The sequence below is a fragment of the Microvirga zambiensis WSM3693 genome, from assembly GCF_016735695.1.
GTDB lineage: Bacteria > Pseudomonadota > Alphaproteobacteria > Rhizobiales > Beijerinckiaceae > Microvirga > Microvirga zambiensis.
Window position 1 is genome coordinate 89366 of record NZ_JAERQD010000007.1, and the last position, 16988, is coordinate 106353.

The 16988-nt window shown below is 64.0% G+C and carries 12 protein-coding genes and 3 tRNA genes; 1 reads left to right on the forward strand and 14 read right to left on the reverse strand.

Annotated features, from left to right (window positions below; translation table 11 throughout):
• Positions 1 to 27 precede the first annotated feature (27 nt).
• From rpoC to JKL46_RS07945, 14 genes are all read right to left on the reverse strand, one after another.
• Positions 28 to 4203: a DNA-directed RNA polymerase subunit beta' gene (rpoC, locus tag JKL46_RS07880; RefSeq protein WP_201831591.1), complete on the reverse strand. Its 4176-nt coding sequence runs from the start codon at positions 4201 to 4203 to the stop codon at positions 28 to 30.
• Between the two features lie 110 nt (positions 4204 to 4313).
• Positions 4314 to 8444 (reverse strand): DNA-directed RNA polymerase subunit beta, encoded by a 4131-nt coding sequence (rpoB, locus tag JKL46_RS07885; RefSeq protein ID WP_201831593.1) that lies wholly within the window; start codon positions 8442 to 8444, stop codon positions 4314 to 4316.
• Positions 8445 to 8692: 248 nt separating this feature from the next.
• Positions 8693 to 9070, reverse strand: coding sequence for a 50S ribosomal protein L7/L12 (gene rplL / locus JKL46_RS07890; protein ID WP_099511382.1), 378 nt, complete (start codon positions 9068 to 9070; stop codon positions 8693 to 8695).
• Positions 9071 to 9122: 52 nt separating this feature from the next.
• Positions 9123 to 9641 (reverse strand): 50S ribosomal protein L10, encoded by a 519-nt coding sequence (gene rplJ / locus JKL46_RS07895; RefSeq protein ID WP_201831595.1) that lies wholly within the window; start codon positions 9639 to 9641, stop codon positions 9123 to 9125.
• Between the two features lie 460 nt (positions 9642 to 10101).
• On the reverse strand, positions 10102 to 11364 hold the full coding sequence (locus tag JKL46_RS07900) for an RNA polymerase sigma factor (RefSeq protein WP_201831598.1): 1263 nt from the start codon (positions 11362 to 11364) through the stop codon (positions 10102 to 10104).
• 55 nt (positions 11365 to 11419) lie between these two features.
• Positions 11420 to 11842, reverse strand: a complete 423-nt coding sequence (locus JKL46_RS07905; RefSeq protein ID WP_201831599.1) for a YciI family protein — start codon at positions 11840 to 11842, stop codon at positions 11420 to 11422.
• A gap of 183 nt (positions 11843 to 12025) precedes the next feature.
• A complete protein-coding gene (gene rplA / locus JKL46_RS07910; RefSeq protein WP_201831797.1) occupies positions 12026 to 12727 on the reverse strand; it encodes a 50S ribosomal protein L1 in 702 nt (233 codons plus the stop codon).
• A 10-nt stretch (positions 12728 to 12737) separates the two neighbouring features.
• Entirely contained in the window at positions 12738 to 13166 is a 429-nt protein-coding gene (gene rplK, locus JKL46_RS07915) for a 50S ribosomal protein L11 (RefSeq protein ID WP_152718393.1), read from the reverse strand.
• Between the two features lie 174 nt (positions 13167 to 13340).
• Positions 13341 to 13874, reverse strand: a complete 534-nt coding sequence (gene nusG / locus JKL46_RS07920; protein ID WP_099511376.1) for a transcription termination/antitermination protein NusG — start codon at positions 13872 to 13874, stop codon at positions 13341 to 13343.
• A gap of 12 nt (positions 13875 to 13886) precedes the next feature.
• On the reverse strand, positions 13887 to 14087 hold the full coding sequence (gene secE, locus JKL46_RS07925) for a preprotein translocase subunit SecE (protein WP_201831600.1): 201 nt from the start codon (positions 14085 to 14087) through the stop codon (positions 13887 to 13889).
• Positions 14088 to 14248: 161 nt separating this feature from the next.
• A tRNA-Trp gene (locus JKL46_RS07930) sits at positions 14249 to 14325 on the reverse strand.
• Between the two features lie 41 nt (positions 14326 to 14366).
• A complete protein-coding gene (gene tuf, locus JKL46_RS07935) occupies positions 14367 to 15557 on the reverse strand; it encodes an elongation factor Tu (RefSeq protein ID WP_201831601.1) in 1191 nt (396 codons plus the stop codon).
• Between the two features lie 232 nt (positions 15558 to 15789).
• A tRNA-Gly gene (locus tag JKL46_RS07940) sits at positions 15790 to 15863 on the reverse strand.
• A 17-nt stretch (positions 15864 to 15880) separates the two neighbouring features.
• Positions 15881 to 15965 (reverse strand) — tRNA-Tyr (locus JKL46_RS07945).
• 192 nt (positions 15966 to 16157) lie between these two features.
• Between JKL46_RS07945 and JKL46_RS07950 the strand changes: the two genes are divergently transcribed.
• Entirely contained in the window at positions 16158 to 16979 is an 822-nt protein-coding gene (locus tag JKL46_RS07950; RefSeq protein WP_201831602.1) for a TrmH family RNA methyltransferase, read from the forward strand.
• Positions 16980 to 16988 lie beyond the last annotated feature (9 nt).

Sequence of the window (16988 nt, forward strand, 5' to 3'; positions counted from 1 at the left end):
TTTTTGCTTCTTGCAATGCCCTACAGCTTATTCGGCTGCGGGCGGCAGCTCGCTGACCTGAGCCTGGGACTCGGAGCGCTTCTGCTGCAGGATCAGCTCGTCGCGATGGGTCGCCACGGCCTTGATCTGAGACGTCAGAGCACCGGTACCGGCAGGGATCAGGCTGCCGACGATCACATTCTCCTTCAGGCCCTCGAGCGTATCGACCTTGCCGTTGACCGCCGCCTCGGTGAGGACGCGGGTGGTCTCCTGGAAGGACGCCGCCGAGATGAAGGAGCGGGTCTGCAGCGAGGCCTTGGTGATACCGAGCAGAACCGGCACGCCTTCGGCGGGCTTCTTCTTCTCGGCCACGAGACGCTCGTTGATCTCCTCGAACTCGAGACGATCCACCTGCTCGCCGGAGAGCAGCTCGGAATCGCCGCCCTCGGTGATCTCGACCTTCTGCAGCATCTGGCGAACGATCACCTCGATGTGCTTGTCGTTGATGAGCACGCCCTGGAGGCGGTAGACCTCCTGGATCTCGTTCACGAGGTAGGCTGCCAGCTCCTCGACGCCCTTGATCGCAAGGATGTCGTGCGGTGCCGGGTTGCCGTCGACGATGAAGTCGCCGACCTCGACCACGTCGCCGTCCTGCAGGTGGATGTGCTTGCCCTTCGGGATCAGGTACTCCACCGGCTCCGAACCATCGTGCGGGTTCAGCGTCAGGCGACGCTTGCTCTTGTAGTCGCGGCCGAACTGGATCGTGCCGGACTTCTCCGCGATGATGGCCGCGTCCTTCGGACGACGGGCCTCGAACAGCTCCGCCACGCGCGGCAGACCGCCCGTGATGTCGCGGGTCTTGGCGCTCTCGGTCGAGACGCGGGCGAGGATATCGCCGGCCTTGACCTTCGAGCCCGGATCGGACGCGAGGATTGCATCCACGGGCAGCAGGTAACGGGCATCACCGCCGCGGGCGACCTTGGCGACCTTGCCGCCGGAGCCCTGGATGACCACCGCCGGACGTAAGTCCGCCGTACGCGGAGACCCGCGCCAGTCGATGACCACGCGCTTGGCGATGCCGGTCGACTCGTCCATCGACTCGATCATCGATCCACCGTCGACGAGATCCTCATATCCCACCGTTCCGTCGATCTCCGTGAGGATCGGACGGGAATAGGGATCCCACTCGGCGATACGCTGACCGCGCTTGATCGTGTCGCCCTCGTCCACCTTCAGACGGGAACCGTATTGCAGGCGGTGAACCGCCCGCTCGGTGCCGTCGTTGCCGATGATCACAACCGCCACGTTGCGGCCCATGACGACGAGGTCGCCGTCGGAGTTGCGCGCAATGTTCTTGTTGCGGAAGCCGATCTTGCCTTCGAAGCTCGACTCGATGAAGGACGAATCCGCGATCTGAGCGGCGCCGCCGATGTGGAAGGTACGCATGGTGAGCTGCGTGCCCGGCTCGCCGATGGACTGCGCCGCGATGACGCCGACAGCCTCGCCGTGGTTGACCGGGGTGCCCCGGGCCAGGTCGCGGCCGTAGCAGGTGGCGCAGACGCCGTTCTTCGACTCGCAGACGAGCACGGAGCGGATCTTCACCTCCTGGATACCGGCAGCGCCGATGGCCTCGAGATGCTGCTCCTCGATCATCGTGCCCATCGGAACGATGACCGTGCCGTCCTGAGCGACCAGATCTTCGGCCGTCGAGCGGCCGAGGATGCGCGAGGCCAGCGATGCGACCACCTGGCCGGCATCGATGATGGCGCGCATCTTGATGCCCTTCTCGGTGCCGCAATCCGGCTCACGGATGACCGCGTCCTGCGCCACGTCGACGAGACGGCGGGTCAGGTAGCCCGAGTTCGCCGTCTTGAGCGCGGTATCGGCCAGGCCCTTACGGGCGCCGTGGGTCGAGTTGAAGTACTCGAGAACGTCGAGGCCTTCCTTGAAGTTCGAGATGATCGGCGTCTCGATGATCTCGCCCGAGGGCTTCGCCATGAGGCCGCGCATAGCCGCGAGCTGCTTCATCTGGGCCGGCGAACCACGAGCGCCCGAGTGGGACATCATGTAGATCGAGTTGACCGGCTTGTCGCGGCCCTGATCGTCCTTCTGAACCGTGGAGATGCGGTTCATCATCTCGGCCGCGAGGCGGTCGGAGCATTTCGCCCAGGCGTCGACAACCTTGTTGTACTTCTCGCCCTGGGTGATGAGGCCGTCCTGGTACTGCTGCTCGTAGTCCTTCGCGAGCGCGCGGGTCTCCTCGACGATCTCCCACTTGTTCTCCGGGATCACCATGTCGTCCTTGCCGAACGAGATGCCGGCACGGAACGCATTGTAGAAGCCGAGGCCCATGATGCGATCGCAGAAGATCACCGACTCCTTCTGACCGCAATGCCGGTAGACGGCATCGATCATGTTGGAGATCTCCTTCTTGGTCATGAGCTTGTTCACGACTTCGAAGGGAAGCATCGGGTGCTTCGGCAGGAGACGCGAGAGCATCACGCGGCCGGCCGTGGTGTCGACGATCTTCGAGACCGGCTTGCCGTCCTCGTCGAGGCCTTCCCAGCGGTAGCGGATCTTGGTGTGGAGCGTGATGACCTTCTCGTTCAGGGCATGCTCGATCTCGCCCATGTCGGCGAAGGCCTTGCCCTGGCCGGGCTGACCGTCGGAGACGATGGAGAGATAGTACAGGCCGAGAACGATGTCCTGCGACGGCACGATGATCGGCTGACCGTTGGCCGGGTGCAGGATGTTGTTGGTCGACATCATCAGCACGCGGGCTTCGAGCTGCGCCTCGAGCGAGAGCGGCACGTGAACGGCCATCTGGTCGCCGTCGAAGTCCGCGTTGAACGCGGCGCAGACGAGCGGGTGCAGCTGGATCGCCTTGCCCTCGATCAGGGTGGGCTCGAAGGCCTGGATGCCGAGGCGGTGCAGCGTCGGAGCGCGGTTCAGGAGAACCGGATGCTCGCGGATGACCTCGTCCAGGATATCCCAGACTTCCGGCTTTTCCTTCTCGACGAGCTTCTTCGCCTGCTTGACGGTGGCGGAGAGACCGCGCGCGTCGAGCTTGGCGTAGATGAACGGCTTGAACAGCTCGAGCGCCATCTTCTTCGGCAGGCCGCACTGGTGCAGCTTGAGCTCCGGACCGACCACGATGACCGAACGGCCCGAATAGTCGACGCGCTTGCCGAGAAGGTTCTGACGGAAGCGGCCCTGCTTGCCCTTCAGCATGTCGGCGAGCGACTTCAGCGGACGCTTGTTGGCACCCGTGATGACGCGGCCGCGGCGGCCGTTGTCGAACAGGGCGTCGACCGCCTCCTGCAGCATGCGCTTCTCGTTCCGGACGATGATGTCCGGAGCGCGCAGCTCCATGAGCCGCTTCAGGCGGTTGTTGCGGTTGATGACGCGGCGGTAGAGATCGTTCAGGTCGGACGTCGCGAAGCGGCCGCCGTCGAGCGGGACGAGCGGACGAAGGTCCGGCGGGATCACCGGCACGACGGTCATGATCATCCACTCGGGCTTGTTGCCCGACTGGACGAAGGCCTCGATGATCTTGAGGCGCTTCATGAGCTTCTTGGGCTTCAGCTCGGACGTGGTGACCGCGATCTCCTCGCGGATGTCCTGCGCGGTCTTCTCGAGATCGAGCTCCTGCAGGATCCGGCGGATCGCTTCCGCGCCGATCATGGCCGTGAAGGAGTCTTCACCGTACTCGTCCTGAGCGCGGATGTACTCCTCCTCGGTGAGGAGCTGACGGTCCTTGAGGGGCGTCAGGCCCGCATCGACGACGATGTAGGATTCGAAATAGAGGATGCGCTCCAGATCCTTCAGGGTCATGTCGAGCAGCAGACCGATGCGGCTCGGCAGGGACTTCAGGAACCAGATGTGAGCGACGGGCGCGGCGAGCTCGATGTGGCCCATGCGGTCGCGACGGACGCGGGCCAGCGTCACCTCGACGCCGCACTTCTCGCAGATGACGCCCTTGTACTTCATGCGCTTGTACTTGCCGCACAGGCACTCGTAGTCCTTGATGGGACCGAAGATGCGCGCGCAGAACAAGCCGTCGCGCTCGGGCTTGAACGTACGGTAGTTGATGGTCTCCGGCTTCTTGATCTCGCCGTAGGACCAGGACAGAATCTTCTCAGGGCTCGCGATCGAGATCTTGATCTGATCGAAGCTCTGCGGCTGGGCCGTCTGGTTGAAGAGATTCATGACCTCTTGATTCATCGCCGTCTCCTGGGCTGGAGGACGCTTAGGTAAGCACCCTCACCGGCAATTGCATGGGGCCGCGGCTCCTTAAGCCGCGGCCGAACGTCAGGTATGAAGCGCCGTCGCGCTTACTCCGCGGCCTCGGACGGGGGCAGCTGCCCCTGCTCGTTGGCCGCCTTCTTGGAATTGGTCAGCTCCACGTTCAGGCCGAGCGAGCGCATTTCCTTCACGAGAACGTTGAAGCTCTCCGGAATGCCCGACTCGAAGGTGTCGTCGCCGCGAACGATGGCCTCGTAGACCTTCGTACGGCCGGCCACGTCGTCCGACTTGACGGTGAGCATTTCCTGCAGGGTGTAGGCGGCGCCGTAAGCCTCCAGAGCCCAGACCTCCATTTCGCCGAAGCGCTGGCCGCCGAACTGGGCCTTGCCGCCCAGCGGCTGCTGGGTGACGAGGCTGTAGGGGCCGATGGAGCGGGCGTGGATCTTGTCGTCCACGAGGTGGTGGAGCTTCAGCATGTAGATGTAGCCCACAGTCACCTTGCGGTCGAACGCCTCGCCGGTCTTGCCGTCATAGAGCGTGACCTGCCCCGAGGGGTTCAGGCCAGCCTTTTCGAGCATGGCCTCGATGTCGGCTTCCTTGGCGCCGTCGAAGACGGGGGTTGCGAACGGAACGCCGCGACGCAGCTTGTTGCCGAGCTCGGCGAGCTCTTCGTCGGAAGCCTGCTCGATCTCCGGCAGATTGCCGTAGATCGAGACGAGCTGCTCGCGCAGCGCCTTCGACTGGCCCGACTTCATGTAGGCATCGACCGCCTGGGCGACCTGCTTGCCGAGACCGGCAGCAGCCCAACCCAGATGCGTCTCGAGGATCTGACCGACATTCATGCGGCTCGGCACGCCGAGCGGGTTGAGCACGATATCGGCATGGGTGCCGTCCTCGAGGAACGGCATGTCCTCGATCGGCACGATGCGCGACACGACACCCTTGTTGCCGTGACGGCCGGCCATCTTGTCGCCCGGCTGGATCTTGCGCTTCACGGCCACGAAGACCTTGACCATCTTCATGACGCCGGGAGGAAGCTCGTCGCCGCGCTGCAGCTTCTCGACCTTGTCGAGGAAGCGCTGCTCGAGGCGCTTCTTCGACTCGTCGTACTGCTTCTGCATGGCCTCGATCTCGGTCATCAGAGCATCGTCTTCGACCGCGAACTGCCACCATTGCGACCGCGGATACTCGTTGAGGAGCTCGCGGGTGACCTTGGTGTCCTTCTTGTAGCCCTTCGGGCCCGCAACGGCGCTCTTGCCGGAGAGGATCTCGGCCAGACGCGCATAGGTGTTGCGGTCGAGGATCGCCTGCTCGTCGTCCCGGTCCTTCGCGAGACGCTCGATCTCCTCGCGCTCGATGGCCTGGGCGCGCTCGTCCTTGTCGACGCCGTGACGGTTGAAGACACGGACTTCGACGATGGTGCCGGTCACGCCCGGGGGCACGCGCAGCGAGGTGTCGCGGACGTCGGAGGCCTTCTCGCCGAAGATGGCGCGCAGAAGCTTCTCTTCCGGCGTCATCGGGCTCTCGCCCTTCGGCGTGATTTTGCCGACGAGAATATCGCCCGCATGGACCTCGGCGCCGATGTAGACGATGCCGGCTTCGTCGAGGTTCTTCAGCGCCTCTTCCGAAACGTTCGGAATGTCGCGCGTGATTTCCTCAGGACCCAGCTTCGTATCGCGGGCCATCACCTCGAACTCCTCGATATGGATCGAGGTGAAGACGTCTTCCTTCACGATCCGCTCGGAGAGCAGGATCGAGTCTTCGAAGTTGTAGCCGTTCCACGGCATGAACGCGACGAGCACGTTCCGGCCGAGCGCGAGCTCACCGTATTCCGTCGACGGACCGTCGGCGATGATGTCGCCCTTGCGCACGATGTCGCCGGCGCGGACCAGCGGCTTCTGCGTGATGCAGGTCGACTGGTTGGAGCGCTGGAACTTCTGCAGGCGGTAGATGTCGACGCCGGGGCGGGTCGGATCCGTGTTCTCCGTCGCGCGGATAACGATACGGGTCGCGTCCACCTGGTCGACGACGCCGGTGCGGCGGGCCGCGATCGCAGCGCCCGAATCACGGGCAACGACCGCTTCCATGCCGGTGCCGACGAACGGAGCGTCCGCCTGGACCAGAGGCACGGCCTGGCGCTGCATGTTCGAGCCCATGAGAGCGCGGTTCGCGTCGTCGTTCTCGAGGAACGGGATGAGCGCGGCAGCGACCGACACGAGCTGCTTCGGCGACACTTCCATCAGGTCGACGCGATCGGGAGCCACGACGATGTTTTCACCGGCGCGGCGGCAGATCACGAGCTCTTCCGTCAGGGTGCCCTTCGTGTCCAGCGGCGAGTTGGCCTGGGCGATGTTGTACTTCGCCTCTTCCATGGCGGAGAGGTAGATCACCTCGTCCGTCACGCGGCTGTCGCGCACGCGGCGGAACGGCGTCTCGATGAAGCCGTACTTGTTGACGCGGGCGAAGGTGGCCAGCGAGTTGATCAGACCGATATTCGGGCCTTCCGGCGTCTCGATCGGGCAGATGCGGCCGTAATGCGTCGGGTGCACGTCGCGCACCTCGAAGCCGGCGCGCTCGCGGGTCAGACCTCCAGGGCCAAGCGCCGAGAGACGACGCTTGTGCGTGACCTCGGAGAGCGGGTTGGTCTGATCCATGAACTGCGACAGCTGCGACGAGCCGAAGAACTCGCGCACGGCGGCAGCGGCAGGCTTCGCGTTGATCAGGTCCTGCGGCATGACGGTGTCGATATCGACCGACGACATGCGCTCCTTGATCGCGCGCTCCATGCGGAGCAGACCGAGACGGTACTGGTTCTCCATGAGCTCGCCGACCGAACGCACGCGGCGGTTGCCGAGATGGTCGATGTCGTCGATCTCGCCCTTGCCGTCGCGCAGGTCCACGAGCGCCTTCGTCACCGCGAGGATGTCCTCACGGCGAAGCGTACGCACGGTGTCCTCGGCATCGAGGTCGAGGCGCATGTTCATCTTCACGCGGCCGACGGCCGAGAGGTCGTAGCGCTCGGCATCGAAGAACAGCGAGTTGAACATCGCTTCCGCCGTCTCGAGGATCGGCGGCTCGCCCGGACGCATGACGCGGTAGATGTCGAACAGCGCGTCCTCACGGGAGGAAGCCTTGTCGACGGCGAGCGTGTTGCGGATGTAGGGGCCGACCGTGACGTGGTCGATGTCCAGCACCGGGATCGCGGTGAAGCCGGCGTCTTCCAGGCCCTTCAGCAGCTTCTCGGTGATCTCGTCGCCCGCCTCGGCATAGATCTCGCCGGTCTTGGGATTCACGAGGTCTTCCGCGATGTACTGGCCGTAGAGGTCCTCGTCCGTCGCGCGAAGGTTCTTGAGGCCCTTCTCGGCAAGCTGGCGGGCGGTGCGCGCGGTCAGCTTCTTGCCGGCCTCTAGCACGACCTCGCCGCTCTTGGCGTCGATCAGGTCGGCGGAGGCCTTGAAGCCCTTCATGCGCTCGGCATCGAACGGCACGGACCAGGCGTCGCCGTCCCGGGTGTAGCTGATGTGGTTGTAGAAGGTGTCGAGCATCTCCTCGCCGTCCAGGCCCAGGGCATAGAGCAGCGACGTGACCGGCAGCTTGCGCTTACGGTCGATACGCGCATAGACGATGTCCTTGGCGTCGAACTCGATGTCGAGCCAGGAACCGCGATACGGGATGATGCGGGCGGCGAACAGCAGCTTGCCCGACGAGTGCGTCTTGCCCTTGTCGTGGTCGAAGAACACGCCCGGCGAGCGGTGCATCTGCGAGACGATCACGCGCTCGGTGCCGTTCACGATGAAGGTGCCGTTGTCCGTCATGAGCGGCATGTCGCCCATGTAGACGTCCTGCTCCTTGATGTCCTTGACCGAGCGGGCGCCGGTATCCGGGTCCACATCGAACACGATCAGGCGCAGCGTCACCTTAAGCGGCGCAGCAAAGGTCATGCCGCGCTGGCGGCACTCGTCCACGTCGTATTTCGGCGGCTCGAACGTGTACTTCACGAATTCGAGCAGGGCAGTATTCGAAAAGTCCGAAATCGGAAAAACCGATTTGAAGACGGCTTGCAAGCCCTCTTCCGGCCGGCCACCCTTTGGCTCTTCGACCATCAGGAACTGGTCGTAGGATGCCTTCTGAACCTCGATGAGGTTCGGCATCTCCGCCACTTCCTTGATTTTTCCGAAGAACTTGCGAATGCGCTTCCGGCCGATCAGTGTGTTGGCCATCTGGACCTCGTTCCTCATACACGGCTAATCGAGAACCCCGAAGGACAGGCTCCTCGATTAGCCGCCCGGCGGCTCAATCCGCCCGCTAACCGCAAGAATTCAGGTCCGTTTTCGGACCCTCTGAAGTGCCGCCAAGAAGCTTGACCTCTTTGACGACACAACGGCCCCAGGCAAAAACGCCTGGGACCGCGTGTTGTTTGAGCCCCGATTTCTCGGGGGTAACCCTGCAGCCCTTGAGGGCCGCAAAATTACTTAAGCTCGACCTTGGCGCCGACCTTCTCGAGGGTCGCCTTGATCTTCTCGGCTTCGTCCTTGGAGACGCCTTCCTTGACAGGCTTCGGCGCGCCCTCGACGAGGTCCTTAGCTTCCTTCAGGCCCAGGCCCGTGATGGCACGGACTTCCTTGATGACCTCGATCTTCTTGTCGCCGGCGCCAGCCAGGACGACCGTGAACTCGGTCTGCTCTTCAACAGCGGCGGCAGCGCCACCAGCACCGGGAGCAGCAGCGACGGCAACAGCCGCAGCGGCGGAAACGCCCCACTTCTCTTCGAGCATCTTCGAGAGCTCGGCGGCCTCGAGAACGGTCAGCGACGAAAGATCGTCAACGAGCTTGGCAAGATCAGCCATTTCTTAGTTCCTTAAGTTCAGTTCGAACGGTTTGATGGTTGAGGTTACGGCCTCACGCCGCTTCGCCTGTCTTGGCATAGGCCCCGAATACGCGGGCGAGCTTCGCCGCCGGCGCAGTGCTGAGCTGAGCGATCTTGGTAGCCGGGGCCTGGATGAGGCCGACCAGCTTGCCGCGCAGTTCGTCGAGGGACGGAAGGGTGGCAAGCGCCTTCACTCCGTCCACGTTCAGGGCGGTCGTTCCCATTGCGCCGCCGAGGATCACGAGCTTGTCGTTACCCTTGGCGAAATCAACGGCGACCTTGGGAGCCGCGACCGGATCGCTCGAATAAGCGATCAGGGTCGGACCTTTCATAAGGCCCGAGATGGACGCGACGTCCTTGCCTTCGAGAGCGATTTTGGCGAGGCTGTTTTTTGCGACCTTCACGGTGGCGCCGGCCTGCTTCATCTGCGAACGCAGCTTCTGCATGTCGGCGACCGTGAGACCAGCATAGTGGGCGACGACGACAACGCTCGTGGTGTTAAACACGTCGTTGAGAGTCGAGACGAGCTCGCGCTTTGCTGCTCTTTCCACTGGGCTCTCTCCGGTTGGCGGATATATCCGCCGGTTGCATTTGCCGCTCAAGGCCCGGACTTGCATCCGGAGCATCCTGAACGACGCTCTCGCAAGCCCTGTCCCCCAAATGACGCCTGGCGGCGCACCGGGTGAGATGGTTCGAACCGATCCTTTTCACCTGCGTTGAACAGGTGTTAAACTCGGCTTCCCCGTCTATGCAGGCCCTTTCGAATTAAACTGGCTAGCCAGCACCTGCAGTCTCGGACAGGACATAGCCGGAACGCGCCAAAGGTTGCCCTTTGGCTCGCCGGCTTGTCACCGCCCCGTCTCCGGGACGGATTTGCAGCCAGAAGCCCGCGCAAAAACGGAGCCTCGGCATATGTTGGAAACTCAACGCGTTCTATTAAGCCTTTCTGAAGCATTTGCCAAGAGGCATTTGCCGGCTTAGATCCGGTTATTTACGCAACAAAGTGTCATTTCAAACGGAGCACGCCTTTGCTCGCCCGAGCAGAAACGCCCTCTCCTGCTCATTGCGGCTGAGCGCCGCGGCCCGCTCGAACTGAAGCTTGGCTTCAGCAGAACACCCGGCCCGCAGGAGGAAATCACCCCGCGCTGCGGGCAGGAGAGCGTAGTTCCTTAGATCGTCATTGCGCTCCAGTTCTTCAAGGAGTGCAAGGCCGGCATCCGGGCCGAACGCCATGCAGTGGGCCACGGCCCGGTTGAGATCGACCACCGGCGAGGGCATGACCCTGCGCAGGGCATCGTAAAGCCCGGCGATCCGGCGCCAATCGGTGGCCTCCACCCGGTTCGCCCTGGCGTGGCAGGCGGCGAGCGCGGCCTGCAGGGCATAGGGCCCATCGGCGCCGCCGAGGGCCTCGGCCCGCTCCAGGGCGGATAGGCCGCGGCGGATCAGGAGCCGGTCCCACCGGGCCCGGTTCTGCTCGGTCAGGGGGATCGGCATGCCGTCCGGGCCGATGCGGGCTGCCAAGCGGGATGCCTGGATCTCCATGAGGGAGAGGAGGCCGAAGACCTCCGGCTCGTCGGGGGCGAGACCGGCGAGGATACGGCCCAGGCGCTGGGCTTCGGCACACAGCGCCGGACGGGTCAGATTCGCGCCGGAGGTCGCCGCATAGCCCTCGTTGAAGATGAGGTAGACCGCCTCCAGCACCGAGGAGAGGCGCTCCTGCCGCTCCCGCCCGCGCGGCACCTCGAAGGACAGGCCGGCCTTGCCGAGGGTTTTCTTGGCCCGGACGATGCGCTGAGCGATGGTCGCCTCGCTCGTGAGATAGGCGCGGGCGATCTCGTCCGTCGTCAGCCCGCCGATCAGGCGCAGGGTCAGGGCCACCCGCGCGTCGGGGGACAGGATGGGGTGGCAGGCGGTGAAGATCAGGCCGAGCAGTTCGTCGCCGACATCGTCGTCCATGGCAGCCTCGATCGCCGCGATGCCGGCATCGTCCTCCTCGGAGAGATCACGGCCGATCTCGGCGTGCTTGCGGGCGAGCATACGGTCGCGCCGCAGGAGGTCGATGGCCCGGCGCTTGGCCGTGGCGGTCAGCCAGGCGCCGGGATTCGCCGGAACTCCGGTTCTCGGCCATTCGGACAAGGCCGTGAGGAAGGCGTCCTGCGCCAGCTCTTCGGCCAGACCGACGTCGCGCACCATCCGGACCAGGCGCGCGATGAGCCTGGCCCGCTCGATCCGGAAGATCGCCTCGATCGTTCGATGGGTGTCAGTCGCAGTCATGGCTCTCGGGACAGGCAGGCCGGATACCGAGCACCGCCGGGGCAGCGGCCGAGCTTCACCGAGCGGGTGTCTTTTCACGCAGCCGGTCGAACTGTTCGGCGATTTCCGGGGTCACCACGTCGCCGAAATCGGCCATCTCGTAGAACGGTCGGATCTCGATCTCGCTCGGACCGAACATCGGGTTCGGGCAGCGCTTCACCCACTCGACCGCCTCGGCGATGTCCTTGACCTCCCAGACCCAGTAGCCGGCGACGAGCTCGCGCGTCTCGGCAAAGGGCCCGTCGATGACGGTGCGGCTCGGGCCGTCGAAGGCGACCCGCTTGCCCTGCGACGAGGGCTTGAGCCCGTCGCCGGAGAGAAGAACTCCGGCCTTGATGAGCTCTTCATTGAACCGGCCCATCGCCTCGAAAAGCTCGGTCGTGGGCATGACTCCCGCTTCGCTGTCCTCGGTCGCCTTCACGAACACCATCACACGCATCGTCTCATCTCCCTTATCCTTGGAGGCCGGAGGGGCTCTCCTGTCCCTACGACGAACGGGCATTGGCCGGATCGACATCCGGCCGAAACTTTTTTGCATCAAGATGGGACGGAATGGGACTCGGAAAAGAAAAAGCCCGGCACTGAGGCCGGGCTTTCCCAAATTTTGCGGTAACGGGCTTGATCAGCCGCCGATCACCGATGAGGGATCGACCTTCACGCCCGGGCCCATCGTCGACGAGATCGCGACACGCTGGATGTAGGTGCCCTTGGCGCCCGTGGGCTTCGCCTTGGCGACCGCATCGGCGAACGCCTTGATGTTCTCCACCAGCTTGCCCTCGTCGAAGGAGGCCTTGCCGATGCCGGCGTGGACGATGCCGGCCTTCTCGACGCGGAACTCGACCGCGCCGCCCTTGGCCGCCTCGACGGCGCCCTTCACGTCCATGGTGACGGTTCCGACCTTCGGGTTCGGCATCAGGCCGCGGGGGCCGAGAACCTTACCGAGACGGCCGACGAGCGGCATCATGTCCGGGGTGGCGATGCAGCGGTCGAAATCGATCGTGCCGCCGTTGACGGTCTCGAAGAGCTCCTCGGCGCCGACGATGTCGGCACCGGCCGCCTTGGCCTCATCGGCCTTGGCGCCGCGGGCGAACACGGCAACGCGCACCGTACGGCCGGAGCCGTTCGGCAGGTTGCAGACGCCGCGGACCATCTGGTCGGCGTGACGGGGATCGACGCCGAGGTTCATCGAGACTTCGATGGTCTCGTCGAACTTCGCCTTGGCGCGTTCCTTGATCAGCTTCACCGCGTCCTGGATCGGGTAGAGCTTGGTGATCTCGATGCCCTCGCGGGCGGAGCGGATGCGCTTACCTTCTTTAACAGCCATCATGCCCTCCTTACGCCACTTCCATGCCCATCGAGCGCGCGGAGCCCTCGATCATGGCCATGGCGGATTCAACGGTATCGCAGTTGAGATCGACCATCTTCTTCTCGGCGATCTCGCGAATCTGGTCGCGGGTCACGCGGCCGACATTGCCGCCCTTGCCGGGGGTCTGCGAACCCTTGTCGATCTTCGCGGCCTTCTTGAGCCAGTACGAGACCGGGGGCTGCTTCATCTCGAAGGTGAAGGAACGATCCTGATACGCGGTGATGATCACCGGGATCGGGGTGCCCTTCTCCATCTGCGAGGTCTTCGCGTTGAAGGCCTTGCAGAATTCCATGATGTTCAGGCCGCGCTGACCGAGCGCCGGACCGATCGGCGGCGACGGGTTGGCTGCGCCTGCGGGCACTTGAAGCTTAACGTAGCCCGAGATTTTCTTTGCCATAGGACTGCTCCCAATGGACCATACGCCCGGCGCCAACCGAGCGGCATGGCAGTTGCAGATCGCGGTGCGGCCCGATGGTCCCGGCTGGCGACCGGGCAGACCTCCCGCGGATGAAGGCTCTCCTTCCGGAGAACCTGGAAAGCGTCACCATTCAGGTGCCACTTCCCTGAACGATCAGACCTTCTCGACCTGAGCGTATTCGAGTTCGACCGGCGTGGCGCGGCCGAAGATGGAGACCGCCACCTTGAGGCGGGCCCGGGCGTGGTCGACTTCCTCGACGACGCCGTTGAACGAGGCGAAGGGACCGTCGGAAACGCGGACCTGCTCGCCGACCTCGAAGCTGACGGAGGGCTTGGGGTGATCGACACCCTCGGCCACCTGCCCCTTGATCCGCTCGGCCTCACGATCCGGGATCGGAACCGGCTTGGACTTGTCGGCGCCGAGGAAGCCCGTCACCTTCGGCGTATTCTTGATGAGGTGGTAAACCTCGTCGGTCAGGTCGCACTTCACCAGGACGTAGCCCGGGAAGAACTTGCGCTCGGTATCGACCTTGCGGCCGCGGCGCACCTCGACGACCTTCTCGGTCGGCACCATGACCTCGTCGAACTTGTCCTCGAGGCCGCGCTGCGCCGCCTGGTCCTTGATCGACTGGGCGACCTTGTTCTCGAAATTCGAGTAGGCGTGGACGATGTACCAACGCTTCGTCATTGCATCCGCCCCTTAACCGCCAAGCCCGAGGAAGACCGAACGGACGCCCCAGCCGATGACTTGGTCAACGACCAGGAAGAAGAGGCTCGCCACCACGACCATCACGAACACCATGGCGGTCGTGATCATGGTCTCCTTGCGCGTCGGCCAAGTCACCTTCGCGGCTTCCGAGCGGACCTGCTGTATGAAATCGAACGGGTTCGTCTTCGCCATTTTCCTGCGCCCGCGCCACCGCGACAGCGGCTACGAACGTCCTCTAGGGCACGCTTGAGCCCAAATTGAAGGGGCGCGAGGCTTCTTTTTCAAGCCTCGCGCCACCTGATAAACCATCTGCGGGGCGCTCTCTAACGCAAAACGCCCGCTTTGTCGACCGCTGGCAGGAGTGGAGGGACTCGAACCCCCAACCCCCGGTTTTGGAGACCGGTGCTCTAGCCGATTGAGCTACACTCCTCCGGCGGTCAACAGGTGGCGGAAAACCGCCACCTGGATCGATCAGTCGATGACCGCGGCGACGACGCCGGCGCCGACGGTGCGGCCGCCTTCACGGATGGCGAAGCGCAGCTTCTCCTCCATGGCGATCGGCGCGATCAGCTCGACTTCCATCGTGATGTTGTCGCCCGGCATCACCATCTCGGTGCCCTCGGGCAGCTTCACCACGCCAGTCACGTCCGTCGTGCGGAAGTAGAACTGCGGACGGTAGTTGCCGAAGAACGGCGTATGACGGCCGCCCTCTTCCTTCGTCAGGATGTACGCCTCGGCCTTGAACTTCGTGTGCGGCTTGATCGAGCCCGGCTTGCACAGCACCTGGCCGCGCTCCACGTCCTCGCGCTTCGTGCCGCGCAGCAGAACGCCCACGTTGTCGCCCGCCTGGCCCTGGTCGAGCAGCTTGCGGAACATCTCGACGCCCGTCACCGTCGTCTTCTGCGTGTCGCGAAGACCCACGATCTCCACTTCCTCGCCGACCTTCACGATGCCGCGCTCGACGCGACCCGTCACCACCGTGCCGCGGCCCGAGATCGAGAACACGTCCTCGATCGGCATCAGGAACGGCTGGTCAACCGGACGCTCCGGCTGCGGGATGTAGCGGTCGACCTCGGCCATCAGCTCGAGCACGCGCTCGCGGCCGATCTCCGGCGAACGGTCTTCCAGCGCGCACAGGGCCGAGCCCTTCACGATCGGAATGTCGTCGCCGGGGAAATCGTACTTCGACAGAAGCTCGCGCACCTCGAGCTCGACCAGGTCGAGCAGCTCGGCGTCGTCGACCATGTCGACCTTGTTCATGAACACCACCAGCGCCGGAACGCCGACCTGGCGCGCCAGAAGGATGTGCTCGCGCGTCTGCGGCATCGGGCCGTCGGCCGACGACACCACCAGGATCGCGCCGTCCATCTGCGCCGCACCCGTGATCATGTTCTTCACATAATCGGCGTGCCCGGGGCAGTCGACGTGCGCGTAGTGGCGGTTCGTCGTCTCGTACTCGACGTGCGCCGTCGAGATCGTGATGCCGCGCGCCTTCTCTTCCGGCGCCTTGTCGATCTGGTCGTACGCCGTGAACGTCGCCCCGCCAGACTCCGCCAGAACCTTCGTGATCGCCGCCGTCAGAGACGTCTTGCCATGGTCCACGTGACCAATCGTCCCAATGTTGCAGTGCGGCTTATTCCGCTCAAACTTTTCCTTCGCCATCGATCTCTACCTTCACAGAGGCCAGGAACAAAAAACCCAGGGGCGTCCGATATTGCGGTTAGGCTCTTTGTGCAAGAGCCAATTTCGACATTGCAGAACGGAATACGCCACAACCTGTCCCCCAGCCCTGCCGGGAACCGGTTCGACGAACACCTCATCACCGGATCGTTTCGGCCTGTATAAAAGGATTCAGAGCCGAAATTACAAGCTAAGCTGGAAGCATCGCAGATAGTGGAGCGGGTGAAGGGAATCGAACCCTCGTATTCAGCTTGGAAGGCTGCTGCTCTACCATTGAGCTACACCCGCATGCCCATCTGATTGGGTGGTGGGGGAAGTAGGACTCGAACCTACGAAGGCATAGCCAGCGGATTTACAGTCCGCCCCCTTTGCCGCTCGGGACATTCCCCCTTAGAACCCAACCCGAACGCAAAACGCCGAGGCCGTTCTGCGGAGCGCCCGCCGTGGGGCCGGCGTTCCGTGGCGCTCTTATGGTGAGGTGGATCAGCGGTGTCAACCTCAAAGCGTCACGAAAACGATAGGTCGTGAACGGGCCCGCACTGTGCTATGGCCCCTTTCGTTTCCAACCGGGATCCAGACAATATGAGCGATCGCCCCTTCCCGCCCCGCAAGCCGAAATTCCAGCGTCCGCACGGGAAATCCGGCCGCCGCGATCCTCACGCCCGGCGCCCGAACTTCGAGATCGACACCACGATCCTGTACGGCTGGCACCCGGTCGTCGAAGCCTTACGCAACGGAAAAAGAACGATCCGCAGAATCCTGGCGACTGAGAACTCCGCCCGGCGGCTGAGCGAAGAGCTGGGTTCCCTGCCTATCGAACCTGAGATCGTCCGCCCGGACGAGATCAACCGCCTTCTCGAACCCGATGCAGTGCACCAGGGGCTCTATGCCGAGGCCGATCCCCTTCGTTCGCCCTCCGTCGAAACCCTGAGCGGCACGCGCATCGTCCTGGCCCTCGACCAGATCACGGATCCGCATAACGTGGGCGCCATCGTCCGCACGGCTGCGGCCTTCGACGTGGAGGCCATCATCACGACAGCCCGGCACAGCCCGGCGGCGACCGGCGTCCTGGCAAAGTCCGCCTCCGGCGGTCTCGAACACGTGCCTTTCATGATCGTGCGCAACCTCGGCGACACGCTCACGGCTCTGGGCGACAGGGGCTTCCAGCGAATCGGCCTCGACTCCACCGGCGAAGCGAATCTGGACGAGGTGCCGATTACTCTCCCGGTCGTCTTGGTGCTTGGTTCGGAGGGCAAGGGCCTGCGTCAGAGGACCCGCGAATGCTGCGACGTGATCGGTCGGCTGGACATGCCCGGAGCCATCAAGAGCCTGAACGTTTCCAACGCCGCCGCCATCAGTCTTTATGCTGTGGTTAAGGGCGCGGCCAGGACCGCCGCCAAGTAATTCAAGTAT

Bases quoted from the DNA above. Each gene is read 5' to 3' on its own strand.
- secE (WP_201831600.1), bottom strand. From the start codon at position 14,087: ATGGCGAAGACGAACCCGTTCGATTTCATACAGCAGGTCCGCTCGGAA.
- rplA (WP_201831797.1), bottom strand. From the start codon at position 12,727: ATGGCTGTTAAAGAAGGTAAGCGCATCCGCTCCGCCCGCGAGGGCATC.
- rpoC (WP_201831591.1), bottom strand. From the start codon at position 4,203: ATGAATCAAGAGGTCATGAATCTCTTCAACCAGACGGCCCAGCCGCAG.
- rplL (WP_099511382.1), bottom strand. From the start codon at position 9,070: ATGGCTGATCTTGCCAAGCTCGTTGACGATCTTTCGTCGCTGACCGTT.
- tuf (WP_201831601.1), bottom strand. From the start codon at position 15,557: ATGGCGAAGGAAAAGTTTGAGCGGAATAAGCCGCACTGCAACATTGGG.
- rplK (WP_152718393.1), bottom strand. From the start codon at position 13,166: ATGGCAAAGAAAATCTCGGGCTACGTTAAGCTTCAAGTGCCCGCAGGC.
- JKL46_RS07900 (WP_201831598.1), bottom strand. From the start codon at position 11,364: ATGACTGCGACTGACACCCATCGAACGATCGAGGCGATCTTCCGGATC.
- JKL46_RS07950 (WP_201831602.1), top strand. From the start codon at position 16,158: ATGAGCGATCGCCCCTTCCCGCCCCGCAAGCCGAAATTCCAGCGTCCG.
- JKL46_RS07905 (WP_201831599.1), bottom strand. From the start codon at position 11,842: ATGCGTGTGATGGTGTTCGTGAAGGCGACCGAGGACAGCGAAGCGGGA.
- nusG (WP_099511376.1), bottom strand. From the start codon at position 13,874: ATGACGAAGCGTTGGTACATCGTCCACGCCTACTCGAATTTCGAGAAC.
- rpoB (WP_201831593.1), bottom strand. From the start codon at position 8,444: ATGGCCAACACACTGATCGGCCGGAAGCGCATTCGCAAGTTCTTCGGA.